This is a genomic window from Pseudarthrobacter scleromae (assembly GCF_014644515.1).
GTDB classification, from domain to species: domain Bacteria; phylum Actinomycetota; class Actinomycetes; order Actinomycetales; family Micrococcaceae; genus Arthrobacter; species Arthrobacter scleromae.
In genome coordinates, this window is the sequence record NZ_BMKV01000005.1 from 324,266 (window position 1) to 341,426 (window position 17,161).

Annotated in this window: 18 protein-coding genes; 10 read left to right on the forward strand and 8 right to left on the reverse strand. The window is 65.6% G+C overall.

Annotation, left to right across the window (positions count from 1 at the left end; translation table 11 throughout):
- Position 1 precedes the first annotated feature (1 nt).
- Positions 2-1,108, reverse strand: coding sequence for an FtsX-like permease family protein (locus tag IEX33_RS14775; protein ID WP_188731392.1), 1,107 nt, complete (start codon positions 1,106-1,108; stop codon positions 2-4).
- 168 nt (positions 1,109-1,276) lie between these two features.
- Between IEX33_RS14775 and IEX33_RS14780 the strand changes: the two genes are divergently transcribed.
- The 3 genes from IEX33_RS14780 to IEX33_RS14790 all read left to right on the forward strand — a co-directional run bounded on the left by IEX33_RS14780 (position 1,277) and on the right by IEX33_RS14790 (position 3,876).
- Complete coding sequence (locus IEX33_RS14780) at positions 1,277-2,692, forward strand: sensor histidine kinase (RefSeq protein ID WP_188731393.1); 1,416 nt, start codon at positions 1,277-1,279, stop codon at positions 2,690-2,692.
- Entirely contained in the window at positions 2,685-3,344 is a 660-nt protein-coding gene (locus tag IEX33_RS14785) for a response regulator (RefSeq protein WP_308421984.1), read from the forward strand. The genes IEX33_RS14780 and IEX33_RS14785 overlap by 8 nt, the downstream gene beginning before the upstream one ends.
- Positions 3,345-3,411: 67 nt before the next feature.
- Positions 3,412-3,876: a pyridoxamine 5'-phosphate oxidase family protein gene (locus IEX33_RS14790; protein ID WP_188731398.1), complete on the forward strand. Its 465-nt coding sequence runs from the start codon at positions 3,412-3,414 to the stop codon at positions 3,874-3,876.
- 39 nt (positions 3,877-3,915) lie between these two features.
- Here IEX33_RS14790 and IEX33_RS14795 read toward each other — a convergent pair whose 3' ends face one another.
- Positions 3,916-5,127 carry a rhamnogalacturonan acetylesterase gene (locus IEX33_RS14795; RefSeq protein WP_188731400.1) on the reverse strand — a complete coding sequence of 404 codons (1,212 nt, stop codon included), beginning with the start codon at positions 5,125-5,127 and terminating at the stop codon, positions 3,916-3,918.
- A gap of 387 nt (positions 5,128-5,514) precedes the next feature.
- On the opposite strand from IEX33_RS14795, the gene IEX33_RS14800 reads away from it, so the two are divergent.
- On the forward strand, positions 5,515-6,564 hold the full coding sequence (locus IEX33_RS14800) for a glycosyltransferase family 2 protein (RefSeq protein WP_188731402.1): 1,050 nt from the start codon (positions 5,515-5,517) through the stop codon (positions 6,562-6,564).
- 5 nt (positions 6,565-6,569) lie between these two features.
- Positions 6,570-6,734, forward strand: a complete 165-nt coding sequence (locus IEX33_RS14805) for a hypothetical protein (protein ID WP_174175030.1) — start codon at positions 6,570-6,572, stop codon at positions 6,732-6,734.
- A gap of 112 nt (positions 6,735-6,846) precedes the next feature.
- On the opposite strand, the gene IEX33_RS14810 is transcribed toward IEX33_RS14805, so the two are convergent.
- A complete protein-coding gene (locus tag IEX33_RS14810; protein WP_188731404.1) occupies positions 6,847-7,938 on the reverse strand; it encodes a LamG domain-containing protein in 1,092 nt (363 codons plus the stop codon).
- A 333-nt stretch (positions 7,939-8,271) separates the two neighbouring features.
- Between IEX33_RS14810 and IEX33_RS14815 the strand changes: the two genes are divergently transcribed.
- The 3 genes from IEX33_RS14815 to IEX33_RS14825 all read left to right on the forward strand — a co-directional run bounded on the left by IEX33_RS14815 (position 8,272) and on the right by IEX33_RS14825 (position 9,848).
- Positions 8,272-9,105 carry a response regulator transcription factor gene (locus tag IEX33_RS14815; protein ID WP_188731405.1) on the forward strand — a complete coding sequence of 278 codons (834 nt, stop codon included), beginning with the start codon at positions 8,272-8,274 and terminating at the stop codon, positions 9,103-9,105.
- A gap of 70 nt (positions 9,106-9,175) precedes the next feature.
- A complete protein-coding gene (locus IEX33_RS14820; protein ID WP_188731407.1) occupies positions 9,176-9,595 on the forward strand; it encodes a YkvA family protein in 420 nt (139 codons plus the stop codon).
- A 73-nt stretch (positions 9,596-9,668) separates the two neighbouring features.
- Positions 9,669-9,848, forward strand: coding sequence for a hypothetical protein (locus tag IEX33_RS14825; RefSeq protein WP_188731409.1), 180 nt, complete (start codon positions 9,669-9,671; stop codon positions 9,846-9,848).
- A gap of 28 nt (positions 9,849-9,876) precedes the next feature.
- Here the strand turns inward: IEX33_RS14825 and IEX33_RS14830 are convergent, their stop codons facing one another.
- Positions 9,877-10,902: a LacI family DNA-binding transcriptional regulator gene (locus tag IEX33_RS14830; protein ID WP_188731411.1), complete on the reverse strand. Its 1,026-nt coding sequence runs from the start codon at positions 10,900-10,902 to the stop codon at positions 9,877-9,879.
- Positions 10,903-11,080: 178 nt separating this feature from the next.
- Between IEX33_RS14830 and IEX33_RS14835 the strand changes: the two genes are divergently transcribed.
- Together IEX33_RS14835 and IEX33_RS14840 are read left to right on the forward strand one after the other, a co-directional pair.
- Positions 11,081-12,016 carry a dihydrodipicolinate synthase family protein gene (locus IEX33_RS14835; protein WP_066279417.1) on the forward strand — a complete coding sequence of 312 codons (936 nt, stop codon included), beginning with the start codon at positions 11,081-11,083 and terminating at the stop codon, positions 12,014-12,016.
- 120 nt (positions 12,017-12,136) lie between these two features.
- The gene (locus tag IEX33_RS14840) at positions 12,137-13,435 is read left to right on the forward strand and encodes an Nramp family divalent metal transporter (protein WP_188731412.1); all 1,299 of its coding nucleotides are present in this window, start codon (positions 12,137-12,139) and stop codon (positions 13,433-13,435) included.
- A gap of 288 nt (positions 13,436-13,723) precedes the next feature.
- Here the strand turns inward: IEX33_RS14840 and IEX33_RS14845 are convergent, their stop codons facing one another.
- From IEX33_RS14845 to IEX33_RS14860, 4 genes are all read right to left on the reverse strand, one after another.
- Complete coding sequence (locus tag IEX33_RS14845) at positions 13,724-14,371, reverse strand: TetR/AcrR family transcriptional regulator (RefSeq protein ID WP_188731414.1); 648 nt, start codon at positions 14,369-14,371, stop codon at positions 13,724-13,726.
- A gap of 16 nt (positions 14,372-14,387) precedes the next feature.
- Positions 14,388-15,683 carry an ABC transporter permease gene (locus IEX33_RS14850; protein ID WP_188731416.1) on the reverse strand — a complete coding sequence of 432 codons (1,296 nt, stop codon included), beginning with the start codon at positions 15,681-15,683 and terminating at the stop codon, positions 14,388-14,390.
- Positions 15,680-16,384, reverse strand: coding sequence for an ABC transporter ATP-binding protein (locus IEX33_RS14855; protein WP_188731418.1), 705 nt, complete (start codon positions 16,382-16,384; stop codon positions 15,680-15,682). The genes IEX33_RS14850 and IEX33_RS14855 overlap by 4 nt, the downstream gene beginning before the upstream one ends.
- Before the next feature lie 129 nt (positions 16,385-16,513).
- Complete coding sequence (locus tag IEX33_RS14860) at positions 16,514-17,155, reverse strand: DNA alkylation repair protein (RefSeq protein WP_229675418.1); 642 nt, start codon at positions 17,153-17,155, stop codon at positions 16,514-16,516.
- Between the last annotated feature and the right edge of the window lie 6 nt (positions 17,156-17,161).

The window sequence follows — 17,161 nt, forward strand, 5'->3', positions numbered from 1 at the left end:
GTCAGTTCCCGCCGAGGGCCAGCAGGGCATCGACTTTGGTGACGCGGCGGACAGCCAGCGCTGCCCCGGCCAGGCCCAGGGCAACAATCCCGACGACGGGAAGCAGCGTGGTGGCAGGGCTGAGGAGGAAGGGGGCCGCCTGGGCGGCAAGCAGGCCGGCCGCGACGCCGACAACCCCGCCCAGGCCCGCGCCGGCCACCAGGACGATTGCCGCCTGCGTGATGGCATCGCGCAGGATGTAGGCCCCCGGCGCTCCCATGGCTTTCAGGACGGCGATGTCGCGGGTCCGCTGGATGGTCCACACGGTCAGGAACGCCACGATCACCAGGGATGAGATGCCGTAGAGGAAGGCCTGCATCAGGGTCAGCGAGCCGTTCTCGCTCTTGAACGAGCCCAGCGCCTGGAAGGACTCCGTCCGTGAGGCACTTACCGTATTCGCCGCGGCATCCGCGGCAGCCTCGTCCACTGCCGTGCCGTCCTGGTGGGTGACGGCAATAACAGTGGCAACCTGGCCGCCGTCGGACACGTGGGCCAGCCCGGACCAGGACGGAAGCGCCGTCCACACGACACTTGTATGGGCGTACCACTGGTCCTCAACAACCGCGGCCACAGCAAGTTCCACCCCGCTGATGCTCAGTGCGTCGCCCTGCTCCAGGGACAGGGCTTCGGCCACAGAAGCGCCCACCACAGCGGTGCCGGCGGCTACGTCCACGGGCGCCAGCCCGCTGCCGGGCGCCACCCCGAACACGGCCACATTGGTGGTGCCCGAGCCGGCGCCCGCACCCTGGGCCCGGGTCTGGGTGATCCCCACCGGCTCGGCAGCGCGGACACCCGGCCGGTTCCGCCAGCTCTCCGCCTGGGCGGCCGTCACGGAGCTTTCGGTGAAGGAGGCTTTGGGGGTGTTGGAGCCGGGTGCGCCGAACACCACGGTGTCCACGGGCGCGCCGGCGGCAGCCCCCAGCTTTCCGATCGCGGAGGTTGACTGTTCAGCCAGCCCGGCGGTCAGGCCGGACAGCATCACGAGGAGCAGGGTGATCAGGGCCACCACGCCGCCCATCATGGCGAACCTCCCCTTGGCGAAACGGATGTCGCGGATTGCCAGAAACACGTTGTTCTTCTCTCGGTTGGTTCCGGTGGATAAGGTCTCCATCCACTGTCCCGGCAGCCCGCCCGCGGTCCATCGGGCGGGCAGTTGATCTGCCAGGGATGAAAGGTTGAACCGGGGGTCAACCTTTTGATTGACCCCCCGCCGGCCGGGCGCGCATAAGCTGGTGGCATGTCCGCCACCCCTGCCCTGCACTCTTCCGGCGGACCCGGCGCCCACGCACCCAAGGACCCCCTGAGCGCAGTGGAATCGGCGTCCTCGGAAGCGATCCTGCGGGTGCTGAGGGTGACGCTCCACACCGGGTTCGCAGCCCTGCTGGTAGTGGGCGTGGTCCGGCTGCTGGCACCCGGCTCCCGGGACTCCTTCCCGTTCTTGTGGGCGGGCCTGGCGCTTGTCCTGGCGGCGGTGTACCTCACCGGGACCGTCCTGGAACACCGCCATGCCGCGGGCCGGATCCGGTTCAATCCCCGCCGCTACGGCCTCCAGTGGCTGGTGGCCGTGACAGCGCTTTGGGTCCTCCTGCTGGTGGGGAGCGCCGACTTTGCCTGGCTGGCGTTCCCCCTGTTCTTCCTCCACCTGCACCTGCTGCCGCGGCGGGCCGCGCTGCTGACCATCGCACTGATGACCGCCGCGGTCATCGCCTCCCAATGGTCCGCCAGCGGTGACCCCGTTCCGCACGCGGCCGCCGTCGTCGGCCCGCTGTTTGGCGCCGCCTTCGCCGTCATTACCGGCCTTGCGTACGTTGCGCTGTACCGGGAGGCGGAGAACCAGCGGCGGGCCGCGGATGAACTGCGCCGCACCCGCCAGGAACTGGCGGCGTCCCAGCACGAGGCCGGGGTGCTGGCGGAACGGGAGCGGCTGGCCCGGGAAATCCACGACACCCTGGCGCAGGGCCTCTCCAGCATCGTGCTGCTTGCACGGGCTGCGGAGCAGTCGCTGGCCCACGGGGATCCGGTAACCGCAGCGTCGCGGGTGGCGCTGATGCAGCAGACGGCTGCAGGCAACCTGGCCGAAGCCCGGAGCTTTGTCCGCGGCCTCTCCTCCCCGCAGCTGCACGACACCACGCTGGTGGAGGCCCTGCGCCGGCTCTGTGAGGAGACCGAACGGAGCGCAGCGGCCGGGGGTGCGGCGCTCCGCTGCCGGCTGGAGGTGGACGGGGAGCCGGCCGAACTGCCTCAACCGCACCAGGTGGCGCTGCTCCGCGCGGCCCAGGCGAGCCTCGCCAACGTCCGCGACCATGCCAACGCCGGCAACGCCGTGGTCACGCTCACCTTCCTGGGCACGGAAGTCACCATGGACCTTTACGACGACGGCGTGGGCTTTGACCCTGACCTCACCGCCGGGGCAGGGGCTGCTGGGGCAAGAGCCGCGGGGACAGGAACTGCCGGGGCAGGAACTGCAAGGGCAGGAACCGCCGGGAAGAGGCACGACGGCGGCGCTGACGGCGGCGGATTCGGCCTCCGTTCGCTGCGGGAAAGGGTAGAAGCCCTCAGCGGTTCCCTGGAGTTGGAGACCGCCAAGGGCGAAGGAACCGTGGTGGCCATCCGCCTGCCGCTCGATCATGCCGGGGGAGACGTCCGTGACTGACGTGCGTGTCCTGTTGGTGGACGATCATCCGGTGGTCCGCGCCGGGCTGAGGGCCATGCTGACCGAGTTTGACGGCATCTCCATCGCCGCGGAGGCTGCGGACGGGAAAGCCGCCCTGAAGGAACTCTCGCGCCTGGCGGTCCTGGGCGAAGCCGTGGATGTGGTGCTGATGGACCTGCAGATGGGTGCGGGCATGGACGGGGTGGCGGCCACCGCCGCGATCCGGAAGCTCGCTGCGCCCCCGCCCGTCCTCATCCTGACCACCTACGACACCGACGCCGATATCCTCTCTGCCGTGGAGGCCGGCGCCAGCGGCTACATGCTCAAGGACGCCCCTCCGGAGCAGATCCGGCAGGCCGTGTTCGCTGCGGCGGCGGGGGAGACTGTCCTGGCACCGCGGGCCGCCGCCCTGCTCATGAACCGCATCACCAACCCGGGCACCTCACTCACCCCGCGGGAGGTCCAGTTGCTGGAACTCCTGGCCACAGGGCTGTCCAACCGCGCCATCGCCAAACAGGTGTTCATCTCGGAGGCCACGGTCAAGACGCACCTGGTCCACATCTACGGGAAGCTTGGCGTGGACAACAGGACGGCCGCCATCGCGGCCGCCACCCGGCGTCGGATCATCCGTCCGCCGGGGCAGGCAGGCTGAGCGGCCTTCAGCGCACGGGAAGGAAGACCCTACTCCCGCCGGTTCACGGAGGCCTAGACTTCGGGCCATGGAGAACTCACCCTCGGGACCCAAAACCGAAATCCTGCCCGAGGAGGAATGCTGGAAGTACCTGCGTTCCTCCTACATCGGCAGGCTGGCAGTCATTAACGGAACCACCCCGGAAATCTTCCCCGTGAACTTTGTGCCCGCTGAAGGGGCCCTGTTCTTCAGGACCGCCCCCGGCACCAAGCTGTACTCCCTGCTTGCAGGACCCCTTGTGGCCCTGGAGGCAGACGGGCTGAACGCGTACAGCACGGAAGTCTGGAGCGTGGTGGTCAAAGGGATACCCGAGCCCGTGGCAGACGGCAATGTGCCCCTGGAACTGTCCGATCCGGATCGTGAACCGTGGGAGTCCGGCCTCAAGGAGCACCTCATCCGGATCAATCCCACGGAAGTCACCGGCCGCAGGTTCCACGTCCGGGCGCGGACCCGGTGGTGGCCGCCGCAGGATTTCTCCGCTGACTGGATCTAGGAACCCTGGATCCAGGGAACGTGATGCAGGAACCCCTGTCTAGAGATCCTGGCGGGACAGGTCCTCGGCCACCAGCCGCGCCAGTTCGGAGGCGCCGGCCCGGTTGGGGTGCAGCGTGTCGCCGGTCATGAACAGTGCCAGGGTGGCGTCCGGGCCAATCTCGGTGAAGTAGGCGGACGCCAGGACGTTCAGGTCAACCAGGTGGACGCCTTCCTCCTCCGCCAGGGCAACCGTTGAGTTGCGGTACCAGCGGTTGACCGAGGTGTGCACACCGTCCACGAAGTCCGTGGCGCGGCCCTGCGGGGTGACCAGCACCGGCGTCGCACCGGTGGCAGCCACCTGGCGGACCATGTCACGCATGATCTCCTTGAACTCCGCCTCGGTGGTGGCGTTCTTGGCTGCCGTGTCGTTGATGCCCATTTCCAGCAGGAACAGGTCGCACGGCTTGATGTACTGGAGGATGGCTTCGAGCTGGCCGTCATTGCGGAATCCGCGGGCAATCTGTCCGCCGGTGGCCATGTTCCGGATGTCGAACGCCGCCGGGTCAACGTACTGGGGGAGCATCTGGCCCCAGCCTCCCTGGATGCTGTTTTCCAGGGGGTAGTAGCTGGCCACGGTTGAGTCCCCGCCCACCCAGATGGTGGGGTCCATCTCCGGGTGGCGTGAGACCTTGTCGACCTCCAGCGAGCTCAGGGTAAAGGACGTACCAACCTTGCCCTCCGTAACCAGGAGGTTCAGCTGGCCGTCAGTAATAGGAATTTCAAAGGAGGCCGTGGCGCCGTTTCCGGTCAGGTTCATCTCCTGGAACACGCCTTCGGCCGCGATGCTGGCCCGGGAGGTGTCGCCCAGGGTGACGGTGACCTTGTAGAGGCCTTCCTTCAGGTCCACGTTGAACGTGTTGGCGCTCTTGGTCCCGAACTGGAGAAAACGTACGGCATCGCTTCCGGCTCCGGCGCCCTTGGCGGAAACGTTGGCCATGTGCTCCGGGGTGTTGAAGCCATAGCGGGTTTCGGGGCTGTAGGCATCGGTGGCGCCAACTCCTGTGTACCCGTGCTCCACAGGCCCGTTCCCGAAGTCGAAGCGGTAACTGCTGGGTTCGGCGTAGGCGGCCGGCGCGGTAACGGCCACGCCGGCCCCACCCAGCAGGGCTGCTGCGGCGAGGCCGGCGGCCAAGGATTTCCTGGCCGACCCGCCATGGGTGGGTGAAGAGCCTGGGTTGTTCGATGTTCGGGCAGCAGCGGTCACTGTCATCTCCTTTGATGAGGACAAGGGTTTGTATCGTTTCAGCACGGGTGTTACACAAGTTGTAACAGCGCTCGCTGTGAGCAGTCAAGAGTTTTTGTGCGTTTCTTGTGCGCTTCTGCTTCTTCTTGTGAACCCCTGGGCGGGGCGCTTGCTGACATCGGGGACACTGGTGCCCGCCCTCAACCTCAGTGCTACCGCATCCTGAGCTTGAGGTGCGTGCGGCCATCTTGATTGAAGCTTGCAGTTTTGTTGCCGCTTCTGTGCAAGCGATTTGAGTTGGCGTTGAAACACTCAAAGCCAATAGAACTTCAAATGGTTTCAGCGGGGAAAAATGTGCGCGGCGTCGCAATTGCAGGCATCATTCATGCTTGAGCTTCTGGCAGGGGAAACCCTGTGATCACGGTCATCATCCCGGCCCACAACGAGGCCGCCGGAATCGGCGGGACCCTTTTGTCCCTGCAAAACCAGACAATTACCCCGGACCGGGTAATTGTGGTTGCAGACAATTGCACCGATGAAACGGAAGCTATTTCCCTGGCGGCCGGCGCCGAGGTGGTGTCGACCGTTGGGAACACGGACAAGAAGGCCGGTGCCCTCAACTTCGTGCTCGCTGATCTGCTGCCGGAGGCTGCGCCCGAGGACATGGTCCTGGTGCAGGACGCCGATTCGCAGCTCTCACGGGACTTCATTGAGCGCTCGGTGAGGCACCTCACGGCTGATTCGCGGCTGGGTGCCGTGGGTGGTGTCTTCCGGGGAGGGGACGGCGGTGGATTTGTTGGCCACCTGCAGAGGAATGAATACGCCCGGTACGCCAGGGACGTGCGGCGGCTGCACGGCAAATGCCTTGTAGTCACCGGCACGGCCGCCCTGTTCCGGGTCCGGACGCTCCGCGACGTGTCAACGGCCAGGCTGGACGGCACGCTCCCTCCCGGCAACGGCAGGGGCGGCGTCTACGACACCTCGGTCCTGACGGAGGACAACGAGTTGTCCTTCGCACTGCTGACGCTGAAGTACCGGATCAAATCCCCCGCCGATTGCACCCTGGTCACAGAGGTCATGCCCACCTGGCGGGAACTCTGGGCGCAGCGCCTGCGGTGGAAGCGCGGGGCGGTGGAGAACTGCGTCCAGTACGGCTGGACGCGGGTCACCAGGCCCTATTGGGGGAGGCAGGTTCTTTCGGTGGCGGGTGTCCTGGTGACGCTTGGCTATCTCAGCACGGTGGCGGTTGCACTGGGCACGGGGGCAGGGCTGCACATCCAGCCGTTCTGGCTTGCCGTGACCGGTGTCTTCGTGATCGAACGGGTGGTAACGGTGCGGCTCCGGGGATGGAAGTACATGCTCGCGGCCGCCACCATGTACGAGCTGGTGATCGACCTTTTCCTGCAGTTGGTTCACGCGAAGGCGTACACAGACGCAGCCTTTAACAGAAAGAAAGCCTGGTAAGAACCATGTATAACAATCCAGCAGTTCCCGCAGCAGCCGGAGCCGGTTCCGGAACCCTCGCAATGACCGGCGCGGGGGACGTGTTCTGGTTCGCCCTTGCAGCCTTTGCGCTCCTTGCGCTGGGCCTGGCCATCAAGAGGATCGTCCCCGTCCGCGGTACCAAGGCCTAGGCATTAGGCGGTCCCTGGGCTCAGCCCAGGGAAAAACGCAGGGCGTCCGCACGGGCGCCCTGCGTTTCCCATGCCGGGCACGGTGGCAGGTTTGCCAGGTAGTCCAAGCGGGTCAGGTCACCACGCTGACCATATTGGAGCAGCCCGCGGCATCGCACACTTTGTAGGACGTGGTTTTTGCACCCTTGATTTTGTTGACGTAGGAGCCTGTATTGGGCACGGACTTTTGTGTCCCGTTGATCCACAGCGTGACGCTGGTGCCGGTGGCCCCTGTCCACGCCAAGGTGGTAGTGCTGATGGACTTTGCCTTGGTGGTGGCGGCACTCAGCTTGATGGCCGAGACAGGTTCCGCGGGCGCTGGACCGGAAGCGGCGACGAAGGAGAAATCCCTGATCACCACGCTTTCCGGTTTTACATGCGCAGGATCCCCGCCGCCGCCCCCGGTGACCCAGAGGTTGAAGTGGACCTGTTCCTGGGCCGGCACCGGGACAGTGGCCCCTTCCAGGACGGTGCGCTTCAGCAGGCTCCCGGCGAATCCTTCGCCGGCGAAGGATTCGAACGTGATCTTCCCCGGCTCCCACACCATCCGGTGGGTGGTGATCGGGTCCGGCGTGACATCGAAGACCGTGGTGTTGTTACCCTCGCCGGGAGGCTTGGTGGCATCAAACCAGTAGCCGTGGCCCTGGGTCACAGGCCAGGATTGCCCGTACGCGGCGCCGCCGCCCCACGCGGAGGCCTCACAGAGATCGATTTCGTTGTATCCCGGTTCGGCCAGGGGATCGTAGGTGAACAGGCAGCCCCACACCACCTCTTTCTGCAGAGTTTCCAGGTTCTTTTCCACGGTGGTGCTGTAGGTCCCGTAGCCGAACCCTTTCCGCGTGGACTGGAACTCGGCTCCCACAGGGGCACCGCCGGTGGGATTGGTCAGGTTCATCGTGATGTGGCCATTGGCGTCCGGGTTGCTGACGTTCGCGGCTGCGAAGGCCTTGTTGTACTGCGGGGCGCCGCCCCAGAACCGTTTCTCCCAGTTGAATCCCTTCCAGGCGAAGTTGCCTGAGGGCCCCGGATTGGGATCCATCGGCGTGGTGTCCGCTGCCTGGGCGGGCGGCACGCAGGCAAGCATTGCGACGGCGGCCGCTGCCAGCATTGCCAGCGGTGTGGTCCGGCGCTTGGGATGTGAGACAAAAAAGCGAAAGTCAGCCATGAAACGCCCCTTTTCGGTTGCTCCCAGCGAGCAATTGCGCCCCTGAGGAGCACAGGTTGATCTTCAGCCAGGAACTCTGCAGAAGGCAATAGCTCAACGGACTTAATTTTTAGTGAGGCAAATCTCAGTAAATACGCAATATTTGCCAAAGCTCAAGAACTGCTCAATTTAGACGAAGCAAATAAGCCCACTTGCAATTCCTTGGGCTAGGCTCATAGCGGTCCCACGGTGCGGAATAATAAAAGCAATCCATATTGCCCGTTTCTCCGAATGTTCCTTGAATGTGCCTGAGGAAAACCTGGGCGCAAAATGAAGTGAAGCTTGGGGGAGTGCATGGTGGAGCGCGGTGTTGCCGTGGTGGTGGAAGACGACGACGACATCAGGACAACGCTGACGGAAGTGCTGCAGCAGTCGGGGTTCGCCGTCCATTCCACAGCCTCGGGCGTTGCAGGCGTGGATGCCGTCCGTGAACACAACCCGGACATCGTCACCATGGATGTTGGCCTTCCGGACTTCGACGGCATTGAGGCGTCCCGGCGGATCCGGACGTTCAGCGACGCCTACCTCATCATCGTCAGTGGCAGGGTGGACGAAGCCGATACCCTGATGGGGTTCGAGGCCGGCGCGGACGACTATCTCACCAAACCCTTCCGCCCCCGCGAACTGCGCGCGCGGATTGCGGCCATGCTCCGGCGGCCGCGGACCCTGCGGGAGGCGCCGGCGGAGCGGCCGCTTCCGCCGCGAAGAGGCGAACGGCTCTCACCGGCGCAGGCCTCGCACGGTGATCTTCACGGGCCGCACGAGGGGCCGGAGGGTGAAGCGGGTTCGCCTCCGGCGCCGGGCTGCTGCGATTTCGCCCACCGGGGACTGACCCTCCATGAGGCGTCCCGCCAGGCGTCGATCAATGGGGAGCCCGTGGACCTGACGCGCACCCAGTTCGACATCCTCTTGGTCCTGATGGAGAACGGGCGGACCGTCCAGACCAAGGCGGACCTGGTGCGGCGGCTCCGCAACGAGCCGTACAACACCGGATCCTTTGTCACCGCCGGGGAAGAACGCGCCGTCGAGGTCCATCTTGGCAACCTGCGCAAGCGCCTGGGTGACAGCTCGCAGAATCCACGCTGGGTAGAGACCGTCCGCGGTGTGGGCTACCGGATGACGCCGTAGCAGCAGAGTTCCTTGGCGTACCCTCAGTCAGTAGCCGGCGTCCACCACCGGCCCTGTGGAAGAGGCGGAAATGACCTGGGAAACCGTCGCCGGGGTTGCGGCCGGCCTGCTGCTGGCGTACGCCGTGCTCCTTGTGCTCCTGTGGATCTACGCGCGGCGCCACCCCGAGACCGTCACCATGAAGGACGCGCTGCGCCTGCTCCCGGACCTGCTCCGGATGGTCCGGAGGCTGGCCGCTGACCGGACGCTGGCCGCCGGTGTGCGGGTGCGGCTGGTGCTGCTGCTCGCCTACCTGCTCCTGCCCATCGACCTGGTGCCGGACTTTGTTCCGGTGATCGGCTACGCGGATGACGCCGTGATCGTGGCGCTGGTGCTGCGTTCGGTGCTCAAACGGGCGGGTCCCGGGGCGCTTGAGCGGCACTGGCCCGGAAGCCCCGCGGGACTGGAGATCATCCTCCGCGCGGCGGCGCCGGTCCGCCGTCGGCCTTAAATTCTTTTGCTGTATCCGCGCCTTTCCTGGCGGGGGCTGTTAGCGTGAAGGACCGGTCAATGAAGGAGGAGCGATGACTGTCAACTCACCAGATTCACTGCCTGAGGATGATCCGCAGGAGGGTACGGCCACTGCGCAGGGAAAGGGCGACGGCGGTGTTCCCGGCCAGAAGGATGGCGTGGGGATCGGTGCGGATGCCGAACCGAACACCTTTGAGCCCGAAGAGGATCCGGACGCCACGGAAGCGCCGTAAACCGATTAGGGCTTGACGCCCGCAGCGTTCATTTACCGTTGCCATGGACAAGCGGTGCGCCGCTTGATTCGCGGGGGATGAGCGAAGGCATTGACTTCCGGACCTGCGGTTCCGCACCCGGCTCAACGATGAGGTCGATCGCCGTCCTCGCGATCTGGTCCAAAGGCACGTGGACGGACGTCAGGGGAGTGGGGAGCCTGGCCGCCAGGGGCGTGTCGTTGTACCCCACCAGCGCCAGGTCCTCCCCAATCTTCAGTTCGTGCCTGTGGGCCGCGGCCATGATCCCCATGGCAATGTTGTCGTTCGCCGCAAAGACGGCTGTGGGGCGGTTATCCCGACCCAGAAGTGCCTCGCCGGCGCTGAATCCATTTTCGATGCCGTAGCCCCCGGTGATGATCCACTCCTCGCGGGCCGTGAGCCGCGCTTCGCCCAGGGCCCTGCGTGCCCCGGCCAGGCGGGCGATTCCTGTTGACGTGAATGTCGGCCCGGTGACCACGGCAATGTCGCTGTGTCCCAGGTCGACGAGGTGCCGGACCGCGAGGTAGCCTCCCACCTCATCGTCTCCGAGGGCCGAGGGGCTGACTCCGTCGGTGCGGAGCACCAGCGCGTGCGCCACCTTGCGCTCACGCAGCCGGCGTGGAAGTTCGTCGTCGAGCCTTGCCGTTGCCAGGATCAGCCCGTCCACGTTCCGGTCCAGCAGCGTCTCTGCCGCGCGGCGCTCGTCGTTGGGGTCATCCCCGCTGGTGGCCACCATGGCGAAATATCCGCGCGAGGACGCTGCCCGCTCCAGTTCTTCGAACATGAGCGCCATGACAGTGTCGCTCAGGCGGGGAACAAGGACGCCCAGCGTCCTGGTTTCGCCCCGGCGGAGGCCGGAGGCGAAGGAGTTCCGGCGGTAGCCGAGCTCCTCGGCGACCTTCCTGACATGCGCCGCCGCGGCAGACCGCGAAGCTGTCCGCTCGTCCAGTGCGCGGCTGGCCGTGGAAATGCTGACGCCGCTGGCTGCAGCAACATCCTTGAGCGTGACGATCGAGCCGGATGCCACGGGTTCCATGACGGTTCTCCTCTTCTGCAGCAAGCGTGTACAGACACTCTATTCCCACTTTCTGCAAACGTTCTCTTGACAGCGAGCTGCGACACGCGTCACAATGAAAACGTTCCCGCAAACGTTCTCACAAGGAGAAGAAACACTGGCGGGACTGCCGACCATCAATGAAGACAGAGGTAGTGAAATGACCATCGATCTCCGCGGGCTGGTTCCCGCCCCCGTCACCCCGTTCAACCGCGACGGCAGCGTCGACGTCGACGCCATCCACCGGCTGGGAGGCTGGCTGGCAAGCGTCGAAGGCGTCAAGGGCCTGGTGGTCCTGGGCCATGCCGGTGAGGGCACCTTCCTCACCCAGGACGAACAGGCCCTGGTGATCCGCGAATTCAAGAACGCCGTGAACGGCGAGATCCCGATCATCGCCGGCATCACCGGCGAAGGAAACACCGTCGCAGCCCTCGAGGCCAAGCGCGCAGTGGAGGCGGGCGCGTCTGCCGGCCTGGTCTACCCCTCGCACGGCTGGCTCCGGTTCGGGTACCAGAAGGGCGCGCCCCAGACCCGGTACAAGGAAATCTACGAGACGTCCGGCCTGCCGCTGATCCTTTTCCAGTACCCGGACGCCACCAAGGCCACCTACGACCTGGAAACCCAGCTGGAGATCGCCGGCCAGGAAGGTGTGTTCGCCACCAAGAACGGCGTCCGCAACATGAAGCGCTGGGACACGGAGATTCCCGTGCTCCGCGCCACCTATCCGGACCTGCAGATCCTTACCTGCCATGACGAGTACCTGCTGCACACCATGTTCGACGTCGACGGCGCCCTGGTGGGCTATGGCGGACTCGCACCCGAACCGCTGGTAGAGCTGATCGCGGCAGGCAAGGCCAAGGACTACCCGGCAGCCCGTGCCATCCATGACCGCCTGCTGCCCGTCACCAAGAACGTGTACCACCGCGGTTCACACATGGAGGGCACGGTGGCGCTCAAGGAGGGCCTCGTTGCCCGCGGCATCCTGGAGCACGCCACGGTCCGGCCCCCGCTGCTTCCGCTCGCTGAAGGCGCCGGCGCAGAGATCGCCCTTGCCCTGAAGTCCGCAAACCTCGGCAGCGTCACGGCCACTGTCTGATCCTTCTTCCGGATCCTTACGGGGTGGCGGGCCCACCGCCCGCCACCCGGTCCCCGCTTTTACTCTCCACCCGGTCAACGACGACCCACAGCACTGCAGCTGTAGAAGGAGGACTCGCAGATGCGCGAGCACAATAGGACCATCATCCATCCCGGACAGATGGAGCAGCAGATGGCCGCCCCGCACGTACACCCCGCGCCCGCCGGAACGGGAAAGCGCCGAACCTTCCTCGGCTACCTGGCCCTGATGGGCCCGGCGTTTGTGGTGGGCGCCTGGCAGTTCGGCCCCGGAAACCTGACCACCGCCGTCCAGGCCGGCAGCCGTTTCGACTACAGCCTCGTCTGGGTCATCGCGGTCTCCACCATCCTCATGATCTTCTTCACGGACATGAGCGTCCGGCTCGGAATCGTCACCCCGACCTCGCTGATCACCTCCATCAAGGAGCATCTCGGCAAGCCTGTGGGCATCCTCGCAGGCTTCGGTGTCTTCGGCATCACGCTGATGTTCTCGGTGGGCAACGCTGTTGGCTCCGGACTCGGCCTGTCCCTGGTGTTCGGCGGCTCCCCGGTGGTCTGGACGGTCGTCTGCACGGCCGCCGTCGGATTTGTCCTGGCGTTCCGCAATGTCTACGGCCTGGTGGAAAAGGCCCTGCTGGTCATCGTGGTTCTTATGGGGATCGCCTTCATCGCCAGTACCGTCGTGGCCCAGCCGGACTGGTACCGGTCCATGGAAGGCATGGTTCCGTCCCTTCCGCCCGGAAGCGAAATCCTCATCGTGGCACTGGTGGGAACCAACTTCTCCATCAACGCTGCGTTCTACACCTCGTACGGCATCAAGGAACATCGCCGCACCCGCGCCGACTACCGGGACATCACCCTCGCCGACACCATTCCGGGGATCATCGCCCCAGGCATCATGACAACGCTGGTCATCCTGGTGGCCGCGTCCGTGCTGGGCAAGACCGGCGCCGAGGCGGGAACCATCAACGCCCTGGCCTCCGTTTTCGCACCCCTGGCCGGTCCGGTCGGATCCATGCTGTTTGCCCTGGGCCTCTCCGGTGCCGCCTTCTCCTCAATGATCGCCAACGCCACGGCCGGGGGCACCATGCTCTCCGATGCCATGGGCCGCGGCACCCATGCCGGATCACCGGCAGCACGCATCGTCACGGGGATGATCCTCGCTTTCGGGCTGATCATCACCCTCTCCTTCCAGTCCTCCCCGGTGGGACTGATCGTCATCGCCCAGTCCCTCACCGTGCTCATCGCCCCGCTGCTGGGCGTGCTGATCCTCGTCATGGCCAACAGGTCATCGCTGATGGGAGAGCTCCGCAACCGCTGGTGGCAGAACGTCTTCGGCGCCATCGGCCTGATCGCGATCGTGGCCTCATCCATCCGCCTCATCACGCTCCTCATCGGCTAGGACGGCCAGGACCACCCAGCAGCAGTGCCCCCGCCGTCCTCCGGCTGGGGCACTGCTGCTTGTGTAGGGCGCGGCGTGTGGAGGTGCTGCGAGTGGCAGCAACTGCATGTGGACACACTGCTCGTACGGGCCCTGCTCAATGTTTAATCAAGATTTGCGGCAACCCTGCGAAATGGACGTTCGGGGCAGAGTAGGCGGCTGTAAGTTCTATCTGTTTCCACGTTATTCCCCAACACGGAAGCACAGGGAGCCCCCGCGCTCGAGCCAGACTCGCGCGGGGGCTCCGCCTCATGTGGCAGGTTCCCCTGCCGGAGCAGCGGGGAGCAGCTTCTGGAGCGCCCCGGCGAGGAGCTGCGCCGTCCCGGCATCCGGGTGCCCCGGATTGCTGCTGCTCTGCTGTTCCAGGGTGAACCGGAGTATCCCCGGAATGAGGTGGGCTATCAAGGCGCTCTGGGTCCGGGTTTCCTCCGGAGGTTCAGTTGCGGGCGCGGAGCGGCGCAGCCGGAGATAGAGGACGTCCTTCAACTCCTCGTACACGTCGGAAAGCCGTTCAATCTCCTTCTGCATCAGGGCCGGAGTGCGGCTGATAATGCCCATCCGGTCTGCTGCCAGGGCCCTGTCGTCGGTGCCCACCGGAGCGAGGGTCGCCAGGAGATCGAGGATTCCAGCCAGCAGATCAGGTGAGTCCGAGGCCAGGAACTCCCGTACGCGCCGTTCATCCAGCCTGCCGGGTTCGGCCCCGAGGATCGCCTGGTCCTTTGTCTTGAAGTAGTTGAAGAATGTCCGCTGTGAGACACCGCTGGCAGCGCAGATCATGTCCACTGTGACGGCCTGGAAGCCGTGCTCCTGGACCAGGGCCACGGCGCTCCGCTCAATGGTGAGCGCCGTCGCGGCCTGCTTGCGCTGGCGCAGGCCGGGTTCCCGCTGGTCTGTCATGCGTGGTTCCTGCCTCTTATTCGTAGCGAAGGGAGTCGATGGGGTTCTTCCTGGCAGCCCTGCTCGCCGGCAGGGTCCCGGAGATAAAGGCAATAGCCATGATGAGCAGCATAATGCCCATGATGGCGCCCGGCTCGAACAGGAGGATGTTCAGCCCGGGCAGGGAAGACAGCGGTCCCGCGGACAGCGCCGCGTTCAGCGCGCTGCCTGCCAGCACCGCTGCCGCGACCCCGATCAGGCTGCCGAGGAAGCCGATGAAGGCAGCTTCGAGGCTGAAGAGTGCGAAGATTTTGCCGGCCCGCATGCCCATGGCTTTCATGAGCCCGATTTCACGGGTGCGTTCCTGCACGCTCATCAGCAGCGTGTTGACAATGCCGAAGGCCGCGGCCACCAGGGCGACGATGGCGAAGGCGTTGAGTACGCCGATGATCCCGTCAATGACCGTTTTGATGACGCCCAGCTGGTCCTGGATGGTCTGGGCCGCAAAACCGGCAGCCGCCACACTGTCCTGGAGGTCGCTTACCTGGGCGCTTGAAAGGGCCGGATCGAAGTAGGCGACGGCGAGGGGGTACCGGGCGGGGCCGGTGTCGATGCCGGCGCTTTGCGCTTCGGCCAAGGCTGACACCATGGCAGGGTTGGCCCCGCCGCCGGAGGACAGCAGGCTCTCCTGGGAGATTCCGACGACGGTTCCGTCCACCTGGTGCCGCGCGCCGAGCACGTCCGTGATGCCCAGTTGGACCACCGCGCCGACGGCGTCCTGGGCGTCGGCGAACCCCAGCGCGTCTACATAGTCGGCGGGAAGGACCAGTTCGCGCGTCCCGGAGGACTCGGAGAGCTGAGTGCCGGCGAGGAGGTCTGCCCGGGTGATCGAGGATGTGGGATTGACGCTGAGCTCGAATTGCCCGCCGCCGTTGTACTGCACAAAGTCAACAGCCACCGCCTGGACAGGTTCAACCCGGGAAATGCCGCTTATCCCTGCGAGTTTTTCCAGGTCAGCCTCCGTCAACGGGTCGCTTTGCCCGGCCCCGGGGAGGGCGGGGCCACCCGTGGCGGACGATGCGCTGGATGTCCTCGGGTCATAGGCGCGGGGGCCTTCCGTTGTCTCCTCGGCGGTCCTGGTGACAATGAAAACGTCATCGGCTCCCAGTGACGCCACCTGTTTGGTGACGTAGTCCGTGACACCCGCACCCACCGCCGTCGTCAGCGTCAGGGTGAACGCCCCGATGAACAGGGCCAGCACTGTCAGCGTGGTGCGGAGCTTGCTGCGCAGGGTGTTGCGGGCAGCGGACCCGACCAGATCGGCGGCTTTCATGCGGCACCCACTCCCGCCCCGGAGGGAACAACCACGCCATCGCGGATGAAGACCTGGCGGTCGCAGCGGGCGGCGAGATCCTCGTCATGGGTGACGATGACCAGGGTAATGCCGCGGTCCCGGTTCAACTGGAAAAGGGCGTCTTCAACAATTGCTCCTGTTGCGCTGTCCAGGTTGCCGGTTGGTTCGTCGGCAAAGATGACCGTTGGCTCGTTGATGAGGGCTCGGCTGATCACCACCCTTTGCTTCTGCCCTCCCGAGAGGTCATTGGCGTTGCTTGCGGCCTTGTCCTCGAGTTCGAACTGCCGCAGTACGGCCAGGGCGCGTTCCCTGCGTGCCCTGGGGGACACCCCGGCGATCTTCAGCGGAAGGGTCACGTTGTCCATGACGCTGGTCCCCGGCGTCAGGAAAAACTGCTGGAAAACGAACCCGAACTCCTTGTTGCGGAGCTCGCTGGCCTTCTTCGGCGGCAGCGCCAGGGCGTCGCGGCCGTTGAACGAGAGGCTGCCGGAATCCGGCGTGTCCAGCAGCGCGATGATGTGCATCAGGGTGGTCTTGCCGGACCCGCTCTTCCCGACGATGGCTACGCATTCCCCTGGCGCCACCTGGAGCGTGACGTCCTTGAGGGCGTGGAACGTGCTGGATCCCTTGCCGTAGCTCTTGCTGATGTTCCTGGCGTCGATGACCAGCGGGGAGGTCATTCCGGGCGCCTTGGGAAACCTGACATGTCGTTCTCCTGTCAATCAAGGTGCAGTAACTGCAATTTAGCATGCAGTGACTGTAATTTTCTAGAGTAGGAGGTATCAGGGGCTCAGCGGACCACCCGGACGTCAGCCATCTTTCCGGCGGACCATCTCGTTGATCCACGCGGGGGCGAAGGGGGACGTGCAGCCCGGAGACGTGGGATAGTCCTTGAGCACCTCCAGGCGCTCGCCGATCTCCAGTGCCCGGGCCCGATGCCCCGCGTGGTGGATCCCGATCTGGGCGAGGCAGGTGTTCATGGCCCACTGCAGCCGGTCCGGGGCGTTCTTCATCTCCGCCTCGATGACGTCCAGCAGCCCCGGAAGGTCCAGGCTCTCGGGCGCTTTGGCCACGCGCTCGCTGGTCAGGGCCCAGCCGGCAGCGGCCACCACGGGATCCGGGTCGGCCAGCCAGGCCACGCGCAGGTCTTCGGCGTGCGGGCCCTTCTTCACCACGTAGTTCACCAGCCAGTCCTGCACCTTGGCCGCGCGCGCCTCGCGCAGCATGGCATCCAGCTCATCCCGCCCGAAGGCCTTGGGCCGGCAGACAAGGAGCGCCAGCAGCCTGGCCGCTGTGTCGCCGGTGGCCCACAGCTCGCGGGCAAGGTCCTGCTGGGTCTTCAGCCGCTTGGCGATGGCGCGGAGCTTGCTGAGGTTCACGCCATGGTCATCGCCGTGCCGCTCGTTCACCTCGCGTGCCCTCGGGTCCTCGAGCTCCGCCAGTTCGGCCATCAGCTC

What these genes read in the sequence shown, in the direction of transcription:
- IEX33_RS14780 (WP_188731393.1), top strand. Translation starts at nt 1,277, where the DNA reads ATGTCCGCCACCCCTGCCCTGCACTCTTCCGGCGGACCCGGCGCCCAC.
- IEX33_RS14790 (WP_188731398.1), top strand. Translation starts at nt 3,412, where the DNA reads ATGGAGAACTCACCCTCGGGACCCAAAACCGAAATCCTGCCCGAGGAG.
- IEX33_RS14795 (WP_188731400.1), bottom strand. Translation starts at nt 5,127, where the DNA reads ATGACAGTGACCGCTGCTGCCCGAACATCGAACAACCCAGGCTCTTCA.
- IEX33_RS14805 (WP_174175030.1), top strand. Translation starts at nt 6,570, where the DNA reads ATGTATAACAATCCAGCAGTTCCCGCAGCAGCCGGAGCCGGTTCCGGA.
- IEX33_RS14810 (WP_188731404.1), bottom strand. Translation starts at nt 7,938, where the DNA reads ATGGCTGACTTTCGCTTTTTTGTCTCACATCCCAAGCGCCGGACCACA.
- IEX33_RS14815 (WP_188731405.1), top strand. Translation starts at nt 8,272, where the DNA reads ATGGTGGAGCGCGGTGTTGCCGTGGTGGTGGAAGACGACGACGACATC.
- IEX33_RS14820 (WP_188731407.1), top strand. Translation starts at nt 9,176, where the DNA reads ATGACCTGGGAAACCGTCGCCGGGGTTGCGGCCGGCCTGCTGCTGGCG.
- IEX33_RS14825 (WP_188731409.1), top strand. Translation starts at nt 9,669, where the DNA reads ATGACTGTCAACTCACCAGATTCACTGCCTGAGGATGATCCGCAGGAG.
- IEX33_RS14830 (WP_188731411.1), bottom strand. Translation starts at nt 10,902, where the DNA reads ATGGAACCCGTGGCATCCGGCTCGATCGTCACGCTCAAGGATGTTGCT.
- IEX33_RS14835 (WP_066279417.1), top strand. Translation starts at nt 11,081, where the DNA reads ATGACCATCGATCTCCGCGGGCTGGTTCCCGCCCCCGTCACCCCGTTC.
- IEX33_RS14840 (WP_188731412.1), top strand. Translation starts at nt 12,137, where the DNA reads ATGCGCGAGCACAATAGGACCATCATCCATCCCGGACAGATGGAGCAG.
- IEX33_RS14845 (WP_188731414.1), bottom strand. Translation starts at nt 14,371, where the DNA reads ATGACAGACCAGCGGGAACCCGGCCTGCGCCAGCGCAAGCAGGCCGCG.
- IEX33_RS14850 (WP_188731416.1), bottom strand. Translation starts at nt 15,683, where the DNA reads ATGAAAGCCGCCGATCTGGTCGGGTCCGCTGCCCGCAACACCCTGCGC.
- IEX33_RS14855 (WP_188731418.1), bottom strand. Translation starts at nt 16,384, where the DNA reads ATGACCTCCCCGCTGGTCATCGACGCCAGGAACATCAGCAAGAGCTAC.
- IEX33_RS14860 (WP_229675418.1), bottom strand. Translation starts at nt 17,155, where the DNA reads ATGGCCGAACTGGCGGAGCTCGAGGACCCGAGGGCACGCGAGGTGAAC.